The organism is Candidatus Hydrogenedentota bacterium (assembly GCA_019637335.1).
GTDB lineage: Bacteria > Hydrogenedentota > Hydrogenedentia > Hydrogenedentales > JAEUWI01 > JAEUWI01.
The window spans coordinates 78,285-94,002 of sequence record JAHBVV010000011.1 but is presented as its reverse complement, the minus strand read 5'-3'; the positions used below and the strand labels follow the sequence as shown (position 1 = coordinate 94,002).

The 15,718-nt window shown below is 64.2% G+C and carries 15 protein-coding genes; 7 read left to right on the top strand and 8 right to left on the bottom strand.

Translation table 11 applies throughout. The features are described from left to right. Window positions 1–102: 102 nt before the first annotated feature. From KF886_13625 to KF886_13605, 5 genes are read left to right on the top strand one after another with little or no spacing between them, the layout of a single operon-like run. Window positions 103–555, top strand: a complete 453-nt coding sequence (locus KF886_13625) for a hypothetical protein (GenBank protein MBX3178395.1) — start codon at window positions 103–105, stop codon at window positions 553–555. Window positions 556–568: 13 nt separating this feature from the next. Then, window positions 569–1,588: a hypothetical protein gene (locus KF886_13620; protein ID MBX3178394.1), complete on the top strand. Its 1,020-nt coding sequence runs from the start codon at window positions 569–571 to the stop codon at window positions 1,586–1,588. 28 nt (window positions 1,589–1,616) lie between these two features. Beyond that, the gene (locus KF886_13615) at window positions 1,617–2,507 is read left to right on the top strand and encodes an ABC transporter permease (GenBank protein ID MBX3178393.1); all 891 of its coding nucleotides are present in this window, start codon (window positions 1,617–1,619) and stop codon (window positions 2,505–2,507) included. Then, window positions 2,507–4,591 (top strand): ABC transporter ATP-binding protein, encoded by a 2,085-nt coding sequence (locus KF886_13610; protein ID MBX3178392.1) that lies wholly within the window; start codon window positions 2,507–2,509, stop codon window positions 4,589–4,591. Before KF886_13615 ends, KF886_13610 begins: the two co-directional genes overlap by 1 nt. Next, window positions 4,581–5,570 carry a glycosyltransferase gene (locus KF886_13605; GenBank protein ID MBX3178391.1) on the top strand — a complete coding sequence of 330 codons (990 nt, stop codon included), beginning with the start codon at window positions 4,581–4,583 and terminating at the stop codon, window positions 5,568–5,570. Before KF886_13610 ends, KF886_13605 begins: the two co-directional genes overlap by 11 nt. 4 nt (window positions 5,571–5,574) lie before the next feature. Here KF886_13605 and coaBC read toward each other — a convergent pair whose 3' ends face one another. The 5 genes from coaBC to KF886_13580 all read right to left on the bottom strand — a co-directional run bounded on the left by coaBC (window position 5,575) and on the right by KF886_13580 (window position 9,624). Next, window positions 5,575–6,801, bottom strand: a complete 1,227-nt coding sequence (coaBC, locus tag KF886_13600) for a bifunctional phosphopantothenoylcysteine decarboxylase/phosphopantothenate--cysteine ligase CoaBC (protein ID MBX3178390.1) — start codon at window positions 6,799–6,801, stop codon at window positions 5,575–5,577. Window positions 6,802–6,804: 3 nt separating this feature from the next. Continuing rightward, window positions 6,805–7,032 carry a DNA-directed RNA polymerase subunit omega gene (gene rpoZ, locus KF886_13595; GenBank protein MBX3178389.1) on the bottom strand — a complete coding sequence of 76 codons (228 nt, stop codon included), beginning with the start codon at window positions 7,030–7,032 and terminating at the stop codon, window positions 6,805–6,807. Next, complete coding sequence (gene gmk, locus KF886_13590) at window positions 7,032–7,610, bottom strand: guanylate kinase (GenBank protein MBX3178388.1); 579 nt, start codon at window positions 7,608–7,610, stop codon at window positions 7,032–7,034. The genes rpoZ and gmk overlap by 1 nt, the downstream gene beginning before the upstream one ends. Before the next feature lie 28 nt (window positions 7,611–7,638). Beyond that, the gene (locus tag KF886_13585) at window positions 7,639–8,517 is read right to left on the bottom strand and encodes a YicC family protein (protein MBX3178387.1); all 879 of its coding nucleotides are present in this window, start codon (window positions 8,515–8,517) and stop codon (window positions 7,639–7,641) included. A 96-nt stretch (window positions 8,518–8,613) separates the two neighbouring features. After that, window positions 8,614–9,624, bottom strand: coding sequence for a glutaminyl-peptide cyclotransferase (locus KF886_13580; protein ID MBX3178386.1), 1,011 nt, complete (start codon window positions 9,622–9,624; stop codon window positions 8,614–8,616). A gap of 689 nt (window positions 9,625–10,313) precedes the next feature. Between KF886_13580 and KF886_13575 the strand changes: the two genes are divergently transcribed. After that, window positions 10,314–11,318: an NAD-dependent epimerase/dehydratase family protein gene (locus KF886_13575; GenBank protein ID MBX3178385.1), complete on the top strand. Its 1,005-nt coding sequence runs from the start codon at window positions 10,314–10,316 to the stop codon at window positions 11,316–11,318. Between the two features lie 1,011 nt (window positions 11,319–12,329). Here KF886_13575 and KF886_13570 read toward each other — a convergent pair. The 3 genes from KF886_13570 to KF886_13560 form a co-directional block, all read right to left on the bottom strand. Then, a complete protein-coding gene (locus tag KF886_13570) occupies window positions 12,330–12,542 on the bottom strand; it encodes a hypothetical protein (GenBank protein MBX3178384.1) in 213 nt (70 codons plus the stop codon). Window positions 12,543–13,158: 616 nt separating this feature from the next. Then, the gene (locus KF886_13565; protein ID MBX3178383.1) at window positions 13,159–13,347 is read right to left on the bottom strand and encodes a hypothetical protein; all 189 of its coding nucleotides are present in this window, start codon (window positions 13,345–13,347) and stop codon (window positions 13,159–13,161) included. Window positions 13,348–13,368: 21 nt separating this feature from the next. Beyond that, entirely contained in the window at window positions 13,369–13,749 is a 381-nt protein-coding gene (locus KF886_13560; GenBank protein ID MBX3178382.1) for a hypothetical protein, read from the bottom strand. A 1,648-nt stretch (window positions 13,750–15,397) separates the two neighbouring features. Here KF886_13560 and KF886_13555 point away from each other — a divergent pair. Further along, on the top strand, window positions 15,398–15,706 hold the full coding sequence (locus KF886_13555) for a winged helix-turn-helix transcriptional regulator (GenBank protein ID MBX3178381.1): 309 nt from the start codon (window positions 15,398–15,400) through the stop codon (window positions 15,704–15,706). Window positions 15,707–15,718: the final 12 nt, after the last annotated feature.

Below are 15,718 nucleotides of genomic sequence, written 5' to 3'. Positions count from 1 at the left end.
CGTTCCTGTTTCGGGCGCCGCCTGTGCTATAGTATCAGCCCGAATCGTTCGATTCATACCGCCATTGCCGGCGATGCCTCTCCGGCGAGAAAGGACTCTTCCATGGCCGACCCCGCACCGCAGAATTACGAGAACCATGTTGTTGTCCCCGTCAAGTTGATCGTACTTTCCGTTGTGCTCCTGCTTGCGGCGATCCTCGCGACCGCGGGCCTGTTCATGCCGAACACGACCGCTGGAACCTGCCTGGTGGGCACGGCAGTCTTGATCCACGCGATTGCGTCGATTTACGCGCTGTTGCTGATGCGGCACTACGCCACGAAGCTCCAGGACCGGATTATCCGCGCCGAGATGCGCGCGCGCCTGGCGGAGGTGCTGCCGGCCGAGTTGCGGACGGCGTCGCGGCAGCTGACGGTCCAGCAACTGGTTGGGCTGCGCTTCGCATCGGACGAGGAACTTCCGGACCTGGTTCGCGCGGTGCTCGACGAGCACATCCACAAGGCGGACGCCATCAAGAAACGCATCCAGAACTGGCAAGCGGATAATCACCGCGTCTAGAAACAGATAAGCCGTGCCCCGACCCCGAAGAAAACCCAAGGAATTCACCGGCCGCAACCAGCCCCGCCGGGAGCTGGTGGCCGTCTCCAAGTGGCAGAACCTTGTCGAACTCACGGATTTCCGCGGAAAATCGTGGCGGCGCTTTTACAAGCTGGAGACGCTCGCGAGCGCCATCGACAAGCTGGTTCACGAAGGCGATCGCTTCCTGCAGCCCGCCATTGAGCAATTGATCGGCGCGCCCGGGCGGCTGAGCCAGATCGTGTTCACACTGGCCGACGAGGACGCGCTCCGCTTCATTTTCCACGTCAGCGCGGCCTACGCGAGCCGGAAGCGGGCGTCGTTCGCGCTGATCGTGGCGAAAAACGCGGAAGAGGCGACGCGGCGGGTTGCGCTGGAGTACAAGCACCTGAAAATTCTAGCGGAGCGGATCCCCGACGCCATGGCGGTTCCGATCCGGTCCGGCGCGATATTCCTGCCCGACCGGTACCGCCGCGAGGCGAAAAACCGGGATATTGGCGCGTACATCACCACCGTGCATTCCGGCTACGAGCCGTTGGGTATCCACCGGAACGGCCAGTACATGACGGCCGGCGGCGTGCCCCACACGTTTACGAAACGGGAGACCGAACACCTCCGCGCGCGCATGGTCACCCTGATCGCGTCGGCGTTTCACCCGATCAAGCGGGACGGCATTGACACGCACCAGATCGAGCCGTCGACCTTTCAGGTGCATCGCGGCGGGAAGGGTATGCCGGGGCTGAAGCTGGTGAATTGCGTGCACATGCAGACGCGGCTCAGCCCGGCCAAGGTCGTCGGCTTCCTGCTCACGGACACGTGGAAGTTCCGCGGGGTAGAAAGCCCATTGGCGCCGGAGGATCCCGAGGCGTTTGTGGACGCGATCGCCGCGGCGACGGATCGGGAAACGGCCGCCCAATGGATCGGGACCTACCTCCGTCTCGCGCGCTCGGGCAAGCTCAAGGGTGCGGATCCGGATTATATGGCGGCGCTCGCCGAGATACTCGAGAACGCCTGAGGCCATTTTCCGCCGTTTGAAGCCCCGCATGCGGGGTGCTACCATCTCCCCCATGCAATCCGGCCCTTCCACGCACCTGAACAACGCCCGGCTCCGGGCGCTGCCGCGCGACCTGATCCGGTCGCGAGAACTGTTGCGCGACTTAATCTGGAAAGACCTCCGCGTCCGCTACCGGTACGCGGCGGCGGGCTTTCTGTGGGCCGCCCTGGAGCCGTTGGCGTACACGGCGGTGCTGACCGTGATCTTCCAGTGGATTCTCGCGCCGCGGGCGGGCGAAGTAATGTTCGGCGCGGGCGTGCCCTATGCGGTGGGCCTGCTCTGCGGCCTCGTGTTCTGGCAATTCACCGCGAATGCCCTGGCCGCCGCGACGCCGTCGCTCACGAACGCCGCCCACCTGGTCACCAAGGTCAATTTCACGCGCGAGGTGGTCCCGCTGGCGGCGTTCGGCTATCCGCTGATCGCCCTGGGGGTCGGGCTGCTGCTCCTGATTGGCGTACACCTGGGACTCGGCGGAAGCCTCGGGCCGGGGATCGCGTGGACGCCGGTGATCTTCCTGATTCAGGCGGTTGGCACGGTGGGGATCGCTCTGATGGCCGCGGCCGGGCACGCGCGCTTTCGTGATGTGGGCTACCTGGTGAATGTCGGGCTAATCCTCGGCTTCTACGCCTCCCCGGTTTTTTATGATCTGGACTGGGTGCTCGGCGCGGCGCATGCGGGGCGCATTCCCGAGGGGATTGCCGCACTGTATCTCGCCAATCCGATGGCGGAGCTTCTGGAGGCGTACCGGCAGGCCCTGCTCGAAGGGCGCACCCCGGACGGCTGGCTCTTCGTGTGGCCATCCGCATTCGCGGTGATCGCGCTCGTTGCCGGCGCGTGGACCTTCCGGCGCGCCGCGCCCACGCTGGCGGACTACGTCTGATGGCGATCATCGAGGCGCACGACCTGACGAAGGCCTACCCGGCAACGGGCGGCAAGCGGGCGTTACTCGGGAGGGGCGGCCTTTCGTCCTGGTTTTCGCGCACCGCCGCGCCGCCGCCCGCGCTGGATGGCGTGACGCTGGCCATCGACTCGGGCGAGGCCGTGGGCATTATCGGGCGCAACGGATCCGGCAAGAGCACGCTGCTGAAACTGATCGCGGGGGTTACCGCGCCGACCTCCGGATCGCTTTCGGTGCGGGGACGCGTTGCCAGTCTGCTGGAGCTGGGCGCGGGGTTCCACCCCATGCTCACCGGGCGCGAGAACGTGTACCTCAACGCGGGCCTGCTCGGCATGCGCCACGCGGAAACCGACGCCTGTTTCGACGCGATCGCAGCCTTTGCGGACCTGGGCGAGTTCATCGACCGGACCGTCGACACCTACAGCAGCGGGATGTATGTGCGGCTTGCCTTTTCCGTGGCGGTCCACAGCGATCCCGACATCTTCCTGGTCGACGAAGTGCTTTCCGTCGGCGACGAGGCCTTCCAGCGGAAGTGCCGAGCGCGCATCCAGGAATTGCGCGCCTCGGGCAAGACCATCCTGTTCGTTTCCCACGACCTCGGGACCGTGAGCGCGCTCTGCGACCGCGTGATCCTGCTGGAACGCGGGCGCGTGCTTTCGCGCGGCGGAGCGCAGGAGACGATTGACTATTACCTGCGCCAGACCGGCGGTGAAGCGGGCATTGCGCGCCTGACCCATGATCGCGACGAAGTCCTGTTCAACAACGGGCGTCTCTCACTATACCGCGATCAGAAGGAGATCACGGCGCCCGCGGGTATCAAGGCGCAGTTTTTCAGCCTGGGCAGCTACCACGAATCCACCTCGGCGGCCTGGACCGTATCGCGTACCGGCCCGGATCATTTCCTGGCGACCGGGGTCATGCCGCGGCTTCCGATAACGCTCCACCTGGAGGCGTCGCTCGACGAGAACGGTCTGGAACTCCTCGTGTCGTGGGAAAACCACCAGCACGCCGACATCGACTATGTCGCGGTGCAGGCCTTCTTCCCCGCAACTTACACGGCCTGGTTTCAGGATGGCTACACCCAGCCGCTGCCGGCGATTGAGCCCACCGCCCTGCACTGGGCGAATGTAATTCCCGCGCGCGCCGGGAGCGGGCCCGCTTACCTGCTTCCAGACGCCGGGAGCCTCCCCCCCATCCGTATCGCCCTGGATTCGGACGCTACCCGGACGCCCGTCCAGCTGGATAATACCGACTACCTCGCGCAGGCGCGGGTGGCGCACGTGACCGAGGCCATTCCGGGGGCCGAGCGGCCTCTTCCGCCGGGACGCCGACGCCAGGCTGCGCTGCGGATCGCATTCGCCAGTTCAGAAGCCGTACACGACGCCCGGTCGGCCGCCGAAGCCGCTTCCACGGTCGCGGGCGATGGCTGGTCCGCGCGGCTTGAGCGGGGCTTCGCCATCCTGTCCGCCGGTGACGCGATAGTGTCGCGGGAACGTCATCTACACCCGCAATTTCGCGTGAATGGACTCTGGATCGTCGGACAGGCCATGCGCTGGGATCCGCCCCGGCGCGAGGGCGCGCGCATTCTCCTCACCGGCGATTCCCCGCGTGCGCCGTTCCGCGTGACGTGGTCATTGGAGCCCGATGGCGCGCTGCTCCGCCTCCGCCTTTCGATTGCCTGCGATGACCCAATCCGGTTGGAAGACGCCAATCTCTCGCTCGAACTTGGGGCCGCCTATACACGCTGGGAGACCGCGCGGGAGTCCGGCGAATTTGATGTCGATCCGCAGCCGGACGGCTCCTGGAGGCACCTGAATACGCGCTATGGGGACGGCGGCTGGATTCGCGCCCACTCGGACACCTTCCCGGCGCTGATCTTCGAATTGGAGTCCCAGCTTGGCGCCGGTCATCCGACGGCGATATCCACAGGCGGTCCGGACGCCGGCCGCGTGATACAGCTGATGTGTAATCCGGGTCCCGCCGGGGCCTTTGAGCTGGGACCCGGCTCGCACGAGCTCTTGCATGCCCTTGTGCGATTCGAAACGGAACCGCGCGATGTCCGGTAGCCCGGCGCCGATCGAGATCTCGGTGATCGTACCCGCCTACAACCGCGCGGCGTTGCTTTCGCGCCTGCTGGATTCGCTGGCCGGGCAGAAAGGCGCGCCGCCGTGGGAGGTCATCGTGGTCGACGACGCGTCCACGGACGCCACGGAGACTACGGTCGCCACGTGGGCGGCGGCTCACCCCGAGATTGCGTGCCGCTACGTGCGCCAGGACGTTAACCAGGGCCCCGGCAGCGCGCGCAACCGGGGCGCGGAAGCCGCGCGGGGACGATGGGTGGCGTTTACGGATACGGACTGCGTGGCGGATCTCCGCTGGCTGGCCGGGCTGTATGCGGCGGTGCGGGCCAATCCCGAAGCCGTGGGCGCCGGAGGGCCGGTGAAACCGCATAACCGCGACAACCTCTATGCGATCTACAACACGGTGAACGCCACGCTGACGCCGATCGTATTCGAGGATCATCCCATACCGTATCTGGTGACGTGCAACTGCCTCTACCGGCGCGACGCCCTGCTGGAGGCGGGCGGCTTCACGGCGGATATCGGGACGCCCGGCGGCGAGGATGTGGCCGCGAGCATCGCGCTGTACAAGCGCGGCCTGCGCTTCGCCTATGCGGAATCGGCGCTGATCCACCATGACTACCGCGACACCTGGCGGAGTTTTGTCCGCACCTGGACCAACTACGGGTACGGCTGCGGGCTGGTGACGCACCGCCTGCTCACGCAGGAGGAGCTGCATCCCGAATGGGGGCGGCACGGCGGGGAGAACTATTGGGGCGTGCAGTCCGTGCGGCCCACGGTCACCGGCGTGCGGTCCTTCTTTTGGGATCTGCGGTGGTTCCACGGCCAATGCGCGCCGTATGGCGTGAGATCCGTCCGGCGGCTCCAGCTGATGGGGCTTCGCATTGTGGAGCGGCTCTCCTACTACCGGGGCTGGCGTCGGGGCGTGAAACAGGCCGAGCGCGAGCGGCGGGAGGCGCGCTGAACGCTCAGCGGATCGCCGCCGTAAGCGCGGGGCGCATTTCGAGCAGCCGGTCAAAGAGGCGGCGCGCCAACTCGGCCTTCGTGGTGAGGGGCAGGGCCTCGGCCTCCGCGTCGGGGGTGAGAAACCAGGCGCGGGTGGTGTCGGACCCGAACCCCGAATCCTCGGCGCGCACATCGTTGGCGACAATGAGATCGAGGTGTTTCTTGCGGAGTTTCTCCGCGGCATGCGCCAGAATATCGTGCGTTTCCGCGGCGAACCCCACCGCGATCTGGTGCGGCTGGCGCGCCACCCCCACGTGCGCCGCGATATCGGGGTTGGGCGCGAGGGAAAGGGTCAATCCGCCCTCCGCGCGCTTCTGTTTCTCGGTCGGGGGATTTTCGACGCGATAATCCGCGACGGCGGCGGCGGCGATGAAGATATCGGCCTCCGGCAGGCAGGCGTCCACGGCTTCCAGCATGGCGCGGGCGGTGGGCGCGGAAATAACGCGCGCACCGTTGGGCGGGGGCGTGTCACAGGGGCCGCAGACGACCGTAACCTCGGCGCCGCGCATCAGCGCCTCCAGCGCGAGGGCGTGGCCCATCTTTCCACTACTGCGGTTGCCGATATAGCGCACGGGGTCGATCGGCTCGTGGTTGGCGCCGCTGGTAATCAGCACATGCCGGCCCCGGAGGGACCGGTCATTGCGGAGCGTAATCGCTGCGGCGTCCAAAATGGCGGGCGTATCGATCAGGCGGCCGGGGCCGACTTCGCCACAGGCAAGCGCGCCGTCGCCGGGCCCCACAAAACGGCAACCCCGCGCCTTCAAGATGCGAATGTTTTCCTGCGTCGCGGGGTGCTGGTACATCATGGTGTTCATGGCGGGCGCAAAGAGCACCGGGGCGCGCGTCGCCAGGAGCGTGGTGGTGAGCCAGTCGTCGGCCAGGCCGTGCGCCGCCTTCGCGAGGATATTCGCGGTGGCGGGCGCGATCAGGAAGAGATCGGCGCGCCGGGCCAAGGCGATATGCTCGATTTCCGGGCTGTGCGCCGGCTCGAACATCCCGGTGATGGCGCGCTGCCCGGTGATGCCTTCGAGGCTGGCGGCGCCCACGAACTCGCGCGCGCCGTGGGAGAGGACGGGGACCACGTCCGCGCCGGCCTCGGCCAGGCGGGAGGCGACATCGCAGGCCTTATAGGCCGCGATGGATCCCGTTATGCCCAGGACGATACACCGGTTTGCGAACACGCCATCCATGGGCTACTCCAGGTAGTTCTCTTCCTCGGGCGTGCCGGTGTAGTACCCGAGCTTGTCGTCCAGCACTTCTTCGAGCGCCGTGATGGTCGATTTCTTGGACTGGATCACCGTGCCGAAACCGTGGGATTCGTTTTTCGAGATCTGGTTGGCGCGCCGGGCGGCCACGATAACGAGGCGGTAGAGGCTGTCGACCTTGCCCTCGAATTCGTCAACGGAAAAGGGTGTAGGCATTATGCATTCTCCTGAAGTTGCCTGAAGGCGCGGCAGCGCTCGGCGCGTATTATCGCCTCGAGGTCGCTGGCCGCCGTTTCAATTTTATCATTTACCACAATATAGTCGAAAGCCCCGCGCTCGGCGATTTCGCCCGCGGCGTTTCGCACGCGAAGCGCGATGACCTCCTCGCTTTCGGAGCCGCGCTTGCGGAGCCGCCGCTCCAACTCGTCGAGCGAGGGCGGCATCAGAAAGACGCTGACCATGTCCGGGCGCTGGCGCTTGAGGCTTTTCATGCCCTGGACGTCCAGCTCGAGGATCACATCCTTGCCGGTCGCCAGGCAGCGGTCCAACTCGCTGTGAAGCGTCCCGTACAGGTTGTCGTGGACCTCCGCCCACTCGACGAAGGCGCCCGCGTCCCGCCGGGCCTCGAACTCGGCCCGGCCCAGAAAGTAGTACTCGCGCCCGTCGGCTTCGCCCTGCCGTGGGGGCCGGGTCGTCGCGGAGATGGTGGTCACAAACCGATCGACGGCGCGTTGCCGCACCTCGTTGAGCAAGGTGAGCTTTCCCGCGCCCGATGGCGCGGAAATGACCAGCAGGATACCCGAGTTCGCCACGCCCGACGCCTTATTCGATGTTCTGCGCCTGCTCGCGCAGCTTTTCCAGTTCCGCCTTCAGCCGGAGCACCTCGCGGGTGACGTCCAGATCGCGCAATTTCGAGCCCAGCGTGTTGATTTCGCGCTGGAGCTCCTGCGCCAGGAAATTCAGGTCGCGCCCGATCGGCTCCGGCTGTTTCAAAAGGCCGAGCACCTGCTCGAAATGGCTGTTGAGGCGCACGACCTCTTCGTTTACGTCCATTTTGTCGGCCATGAGCGCGATTTCGATTGCGAGCCGCTCCTCCTTCATCCCCGCCTCCGCGTTCAACTCCGCGACGCGCGCGCGCAGGCGATCCGCATAGGCCACGGCCAGCTCGGGGAGGCGCCCCTCGATGATGGAGACGGCGTCCTGCATGGCCGCGATACGATCGGCGACATCGCGCGCGAGGGACTCACCCTCCTGCGCGCGGGCCTGGTTCAACTGTTCGAGCGCCGCCTGGAACGCCGCGCAAAGCTGTTCGCGTACGGATTCCAGGTCCTGCTCGTTTTCTTCCTGGTAAAACACGCCTTCGAGCTGCGTGAGGGCGTCCAGGGAAAGCGCCTCGGTGCTGCTCATCATGCGCGCCAGTTCGCGGCTCGCCTCAATGTACTGCCGGGCGTTTTCCGCGTCGAAATGGATGACGGGACGCCCCATCGGGCCGCGGCTGCGACGGATGCTTACATTCAACTTTCCCCGCGAAACGAGGTCCTTGGCCACGTTCCGCAGCGGAATCTCCAGCGCGGCCCAGGTGTTAGGCATGCGGAAGCTGCATTCCAGGAAGCGGTGGTTGACCGTGGTCACTTCGATGGTGACGTTTTCGCCGTCAATTTCGGCCGACACGCGGCCGAAGCCGGTCATGCTGCGGGTCATGGGGCACTCCTGTCATGCGCTGGGAATCGCGGAAGTATACCGCAGCGGCGGTTTCCTTCGCAAACTTTTGTGCTGGAATGGGTTAAACCGCCCGGCTCAGCGGGAATCGCCCGCCGGGAACACGGTGATGTGAAACACGAAGGGCCAGAACTTCCCGGTGACCAGGATGCGGTCGTTCGCCGCGTCGTACGCGATGCCGTTCAGCACATCGGCGGTCCGCCGCTGTTCCGGCGTCAGGAGCCCGCTCAAGTCCACCCAGCCCACGACCTCGCCGCTGGCCGGATCAATCCGCGCGACGAGGTCGGTCTGCCAGACGTTGGCCCAGATTTCGCCCTGAATGTACTCGAGTTCATTCAAATTGCGCACGGGCTCGCCGCGGTCGTACACGGCGAGCTGGCGATCGACCGCAAAGGTCTCGCGGTCGAGGATGCGGAGCAGGTGGGTGCCGTCGCTCATGATCCAGCCATGCTCGTCGTGCGTGATGCCCCACCCCTCGCCCGAATAGCGAAACTCCCGGAGCGGGGTGAAGGTATCGCGCGCGTAGACGAAGCCACGCCCGTGCCGCCAGGTCAGTTGCACGATTTCGGCGTCCCATACGTCGACGCCCTCGCCGAAATAGGGAGACGGCAGGTCCACCTGCTGCTCGATGGCGCCCGAGGGCAGGTCCACGCGCCGAAGAGACGAGCGCCCGACAAGGCCGGTGCCCTCGTAGAGCGCGCCATCGTCATACACAAAGCCCTGGGTGAATGCGCCGGTGTCGTGCGGGAACATTTCCCGCACCTGGTAGGTGTAGAAGACGGGTATGCGCGGCTCCTCCTCCCCTTCCCCCTCACCCTCGCCTTCCGCCGCGGCCAAACCGAGCTCCACGGGTTCCAGGTAGCCGCTCCCATCCCGATCGAGCGCGCGAAACTGCGCGGCGGAGAGCGCCGTAAGGTGCGCGCGGGCCTCGGCCGAGGAAAGCCTGCCGTCGCCGTCCGCATCCGCCGCCGCAAACCCGTCGCGCAGGCGGAGCGTGGCCTCGGCAAGCGTCAGGCCGCCCCCGGAGGCCCCGGGACAGCCCCCGGCGAGGATGGCGATGAGCAGCGGCAGGAAAATATGATGGCGCATGAACGGCTCCCTGGGGTGCGGCGCCGCTGTACCCACCGCGGCGCATGCAGGTATTATACCGCACGGGGTTGTCGATTTACTTAACTCACCCCACACTATGGAAGGAATGAGCAGGTCCGTCATCCCCGCGAACGGGGCTGTCGGTTTACTTAACTCACCCTACACTATAGAAGGAATGAGCAGATCCGTCATCCTCGCGAACGCGGGGATCCAGCGACGCGAACGAACAAACCTCCGGATTCCACTGGATTCCCGCTTTCGCGGGAATGACGCTGTAGGGCGTTAGCACAAAATTGTAGGAAATGCGCTCCCCGCACACGTTAAATCGACAGCCCCGAACGCGGGGATCCAGCGACGCGATCGCACAAACCTCCGGATTCCACTGGATTCCCGCTTTCGCGGGAATGACGCTGTAGGGCGTTAGCACAGAATGGCAGGAAATGCGCTCACCGCACACGTTAAAATGACAGCCTTGCACGCGGGGATCCAGCAACGCGATCGCACAAACCTCCGGATTCCACTGGATTCCCGCTTTCGCGGGAATGACGCTGTAGGGCGTTAGCACAGAATGGTAGGAAATGCGCTCACCGCACACGTTAAATTGACAGCCTCGCACGCGGGGATGGAATGGCCTTGGCGCACCGTTTCGGATTCCATCCCAAACTTCACTTTTCAACCTGGAGTTGTTCATGCGCGTTCTTGTTATCGGAGGCACGGGCCTTATCAGCACCCCCATCGTGCGGCGTCTCCTGGCCGAGGGGCACGAGCCGATTTTGTTTAACCGCGGCCAGACCGCCGCGCGGTTCGAGGGAGTAGTCCAGACTCTCCACGGCGATCGCGAGGACTTTGAGGGCTTTGCGCGGACCGTTCGGGATATCGAAGCCGACGCGGTGATCGATATGCTGACCTACGACCGGGCGACGGCGGAACACAACATCGCCGTGTTCGGCGGCCGCGTGGCGCATTACCTGTTCTGCAGCACGGTCTGCGTCTATGGCGGCCCGCTTTCGCGTATTCCGGCGGTGGAAGACGAGCCGCGCACGCCGGTCAGCGCGTATGGCCGGGGCAAGCTGGAGGCGGAGGACGCGTTCGTCGCGGCGCACGCGTCCTCCGGGTTTCCCGTGACGCTCTTCCGCCCCTCCCATTGCTACGGCCCCGGGCAACCCCTGCTCGACGTCTGGGGCTACGACGCCAGCCTGGTTACACGGCTGCGCGCGGGGCGCCCGGTCCTCGTCGCGGGGGATGGGCACGGCCTGTGGCAACCCGGGCACGTGGACGATATGGCGAAGGGCTTCGTCGGCGCGCTGGGGCGCGAGGTCACCTTCGGCAAGGCCTACAATATTGTCGGCGACGAGATCATGACCTGGCGCCGTTTCCACGAGCGCATGGCCGAGGCGATCGGGGTGGCCGCGAACCTGGTTGCGCTGACGACGGAACAGATTGTGGCCGGGACGCCCGATGGCAAGGCGGAGTGGCTGCGGGAGAATTTCCAGTACCACGCGGCCTACAGCAACGCCGCGCTCAAGGCCGACGTGCCGGCGTACCGCGACCTGGCGCCGTGGGAGGATGGTGTTCGCGACACGGTGCGATGGATGGACGAGAACAACCTCCACGAGCCCGCGGATGCAAAGCCCTGGGTCGACACGCTGGCCGCGCGGGCGGAAGGGTTCCTGAAGGAACTCGGGGGACGCTGAATGTGTCTGGCGGCGCCGGGCTGGACCGTTGCGCGCGCCGGAGAATTGGGGAGTGGATTATCGACCGCAAAGAGCGCAAAGAACGCAAAAAGGCTTCCTTTGCGTTCTCTGCGGTTCAAGAACTAACCATGCCCCTCGACGGCAATGGGATTGGGGTCGATAGGTTTCGTGGCAAGGCCAGGAGGTCGTACTCGTTATTATGTGGTTGCGATTGTCTGGGGGAAGGTCACCGTCACGCGGCGGCCCAGGCATTTGTACTTGAGGTGCAATATCGTTGGCTGTCCATATTTCTCGTCCCTTGACGTAGAACTCATACCACACGTCCCTGTCCGTGGCGATGGTCTCGGTGTCCAGATCAGGAGGATAGGCATCCCTGCCTGTCCCAACCTGTGCCCGAGTCAACGCGATTAGCGGCAAATTCGTCTCGTGAGCCCCGGATGGCAGGTAGTTGTCCCAAAGCCTACGGCAACGTTGGCATCCGACGCGGCCCGCGGGACAGGCTGGAAGCCTATCCTCCTGGCTCGCCGTCTCCCGCCGGTGCGGGCGGGCAAGACTCACCCACGCGCTATTGCGAGGTAGGATTTTGTCTGCCGCCGTGACCAAAGTTCGCCGCTCCTGCCTGGGATTTCGTTGCCTGGGGTAGTATAGGCCAAGGGGACGCATCTGGCAAGGAAAAAATGACGCGTTACCGCGTTCGGGGGGGGCGATCGGGGAGAAGCCGCGCGCGCCGGAGAATTGGGGAGTGGATTATCAACCGCAAAGAGCGCAAAGAACGCAAAAAGGCTCCCTTTGCGTTCTCTGCGGTTCAAGAACTAACCATGCGCCTCGCCCGCAACGGGATTGAGGTCGATAGGCTTCGTGGCAAGGCCAGGAGGTCGTACTCGTTATTATGTGGTTGCGATTGTCTGGGGGAAGGTCACCGTCACGCGGCGGCCCAGGCTGTTGCTTGAGACCCAAAACTGGTGGCTGTTCCGGCTTTCCACATTCGCCAGAATAATTGTAGGTTGAATATTACGCCTGCAAAATGGACCCCGTCGAAAAATCGTAGATTTCTGTATTGAGCAAATACAAGGGTTGGTCCTGTTGGAATTGGGCTAACCTATCGCTCATTTCCTTGGAAAGAGACTTCTTCCCTTTTAAATGATCGGACAATCTCTCCATGAATTCGAGCTCCACCTCAAGCGGATCTGATAACGTCTCAAGCGCTGCTTCCAGCGTTGACAAACTGCAGAGCCTCCCTCTCTCTGTCAACACAAACACATCATAGTCGTACTCATTACACCACCGACAGGTACTGGATCTATTGGCCAACGCTCCAATAACGCCGCTCCCACCTTGAAACAAAACACTCCCCGGGAAAAGGTAGTCTGGAAGAATTTTCACAAGATCACCTACAGCAAATTTACTCGCGGTACCATCGACGACTTGGTATTGACGGCCTTCCTCACTCGTATAATCGATGTGAAGTTTTCCTGTTGGCAGATAAACCCTCTTCAGGTAGCGATTAGGATCATTTGGCGTGTCTAGACAAATTTCAGTAATTTCATTTCTGGTAATACTTTAGCCGTCTGAAGTTGAGCCAGTCTTTTTGCTAGTTTCCCGCGACACTACGAGGAGAGCGCGCAAGGCTGGGAGCGCAGGCGTCCCCGCCTGCAATGCACCGGAGGTGCAAAGCGTGTTCGCAATGTCGGCACATTTGATCGGGAGGAAGACTGGACCCGGACCACCCCCGTTGATCAAATTCGCGCCTTCGGCGCGATGCGGGCGGGCCGCCCGCGCTCCCATTGGTCCGCCCTTCCGTTGCGGGGCGGGTTTGTGTCGTGGAGTAATCAAGTCAACTTCATTCCGCTAAAGTGTTACCATTTCTGAAGCATTGCAATTCAACTACGCTTGCATCTGGATTGCTCAGGTGTTCCAGCATGAACTTGTGCGCAGCGTCGAACGTCGAAAATACCGCCTCGTGTTCCGTGTGGGCAAACTGTCGTTCGCTGTAGTGATACAATTGGCGCACTACAAATACATTGCGCATCACTGACTCCAAATTATTCGATCAACAACTCAAAGCTTTCCCGCAAACCGACCGAGAGCTATTTTGACCGATAGCCCTGTTCAGCGCGAGAAGTTCAAAGTCAAGAGTATCGGCAAAGTCACCGATCATTTCCAATCGGCTGGCTATACTCGCCAGCTGGGTCACGGTCCTCCCGAACGCTGCGTAGTCGCTTCTTGCCTTTCCCTGTTGTAGGTTTCCGAGAGAGCTGATACTCATGCTAAAGGAGGCGGTAGCTGCAAACGTTCCTATAGTCTCCCACATACTCACCGGATTATTCACCACATACGCATACACATTCGGGCCGTAGACCATGCCCAGGGGATCCCGGGTGAGCCAGCGGTTAGCGTCGGGGCTGTAGTACCGGTAGGCGGTATAGTACAGCCGCGCAGCGGCGACCCAGGTGTGGCCGGTGAATTATACCTCCTGCGGCGGAGCTTCGGCCGGGACGGGAAATAGTAGGCCCAGGTTCCCGTGGCGGCGGAGCTTCCCGCGGCGATGGCCAGGCCGCCGAAGCGCGTGCGCAGCAGCGTGCCGGTGCCGTCCTCTTCGTTGAGCACGTCCCAGCCGGCCATGAGCCATCAATGTACAAAAGGCGCGTGTTGGAGCGCTGGCATTTCGCATGCGGCGAATCTCTGACCCTGCCGGCACAGATGCCGGCGCTCCACAACGCTCACTATCGTTGATTCAAGGTTCCAAATCGATTCAAGTTTACGTCCATATACCGAGATCGAGTTTAAATGAGATTGCCCTGGCCGGGACGGCTGTGCCACGTTCTTTGCGCGCTCGTCGTTGTGTTTTCGGAGCAGCATTGGCTGCCAGGGCGCGCCTGGGGGGACTGGCACGGGCAAGCCCTTGCGGGCTTGTCCGTGGCACGCCGGGAGGGGGGACGGCTGGAGCGTGGGGGGTGTGGAGCCGCTCGTGTGGGGTGGTGTTGACGGTGGTGGGCGGGCGTTGCTCCTGGCACACGAACGCGCTGGGGCGCGATCGCGTGGCACGGGTTGACGCGCGGGGGCTTGTCCGTGGCACGCCGGGAGGGGGGTGTGGAGCGTGTGGGGTGTGGAGCCGCTCGTGTGGGGTGGTGTTGACGGTGGTGGGCGGGCGTTGCTCCTGGCACACGAACGCGCTGGGGCGCGATCGCGTGGCACGGGTTGACGCGCGGGGGCTTGTCCGTGGCACGCCGGGAGGGGGGTGTGGAGCGGGGTGTGGTTTGCCGTGGGGTGGTGCTTGGCGGTGGTGGGCGGGCGTTGCTCCTGGCACACGAACGCGCTGGGGCGCGATCGCGTGGCACGGGTTGACGCGCGGGGCTGGGGTGGACGGCGACGGGACAGACCCGCCGGTTGGGGTGGCTGGGATGGGGGTTTGTGCTCTGTTGGACGTGTGGGCTGATTTTGGTGGTTGGTGTGGTTTTGGCGCGTCAGTCCCTGGGGACTGGCACGGGCAAGCCCTTGCGGGCTTGTCGGTGGCACGCCGGGAGGGGGGCCTTTTCGCCGCTCGTGTGGGGTGTGGAGCCGCTCGTGTGGGGTGGTGCTTGGCGGTGGTGGGCGGGCGTTGCTCCTGGCACACGAAGGCGCTGGTGCGCCATCGCGTGGCACGGGATGACGGGCGGGGGCTTGTCCGTGGCACGCCGGGAGGGGGGGCCTTTTCGCCGCTCGTGTGGGGTGTGGAGCCGCTCGTGTGGGGTGGTGCTTGGCGGTGGTGGGCGGGCGTTGCTCCTGGCACACGAACGCGCTGGGGCGCGATCGCGTGGCACGGGATGACGCGCGGGGCTGGGGTGCGTTGAGGAGGGTGCGGTGTTGTGCTGGCGGGGGCGGTCGTTGTCGCGGGCAGGAATGCCCGCGATCCTTCGGGGGCGCGATCGCGTGGCACGGGTTGACGCGTTGGTCTGGGATGCATTGAGGAGGGTGCGGTGTTGTGGTCGCGGGGTGCGGAGCATTTGTCTTGGCTGTTTGCGTGTTTTTTCTGGGTTGACATATCGTCATATTGCGATATATAATACGTATGTCTGGGTAGAGACGGAGCAGTGCGAACCATGACCACGCGAAACAAAGTATGTCCGCTGACGTCCCTGGAGGGATTGGAGAAGGCGGCCGAATGCCTGCGCACGCTGGCGCACCCGCACCGCCTGCGGATGGTGCAGATGCTGATCCAGGGGGAGTACCCGGTGGGCGAGCTGGCGGAGGCGTGCGACATTCCGAGCCATATGGCGTCTGAACATCTGGGTAAGATGAAGGACCGCGGGCTGCTTCGCGCGGAACGGCGTGGGCGCCAGATCTTCTACCAGATCAATGAGCCGCACCTGAATAACATCATGGCGTGTGTGGGCGAGCGCTTCAAGTAGCGCGGCTTCCGC

Coding starts and splice junctions, on each gene's coding strand:
- KF886_13580 (MBX3178386.1), bottom strand. CDS start 9,624: ATGCGCCATCATATTTTCCTGCCGCTGCTCATCGCCATCCTCGCCGGG.
- KF886_13565 (MBX3178383.1), bottom strand. CDS start 13,347: ATGCGCAATGTATTTGTAGTGCGCCAATTGTATCACTACAGCGAACGA.
- KF886_13585 (MBX3178387.1), bottom strand. CDS start 8,517: ATGACCCGCAGCATGACCGGCTTCGGCCGCGTGTCGGCCGAAATTGAC.
- KF886_13555 (MBX3178381.1), top strand. CDS start 15,398: ATGACCACGCGAAACAAAGTATGTCCGCTGACGTCCCTGGAGGGATTG.
- coaBC (MBX3178390.1), bottom strand. CDS start 6,801: ATGGATGGCGTGTTCGCAAACCGGTGTATCGTCCTGGGCATAACGGGA.
- KF886_13625 (MBX3178395.1), top strand. CDS start 103: ATGGCCGACCCCGCACCGCAGAATTACGAGAACCATGTTGTTGTCCCC.
- rpoZ (MBX3178389.1), bottom strand. CDS start 7,032: ATGCCTACACCCTTTTCCGTTGACGAATTCGAGGGCAAGGTCGACAGC.
- KF886_13575 (MBX3178385.1), top strand. CDS start 10,314: ATGCGCGTTCTTGTTATCGGAGGCACGGGCCTTATCAGCACCCCCATC.
- KF886_13615 (MBX3178393.1), top strand. CDS start 1,617: ATGCGGGGTGCTACCATCTCCCCCATGCAATCCGGCCCTTCCACGCAC.
- KF886_13610 (MBX3178392.1), top strand. CDS start 2,507: ATGGCGATCATCGAGGCGCACGACCTGACGAAGGCCTACCCGGCAACG.
- KF886_13605 (MBX3178391.1), top strand. CDS start 4,581: ATGTCCGGTAGCCCGGCGCCGATCGAGATCTCGGTGATCGTACCCGCC.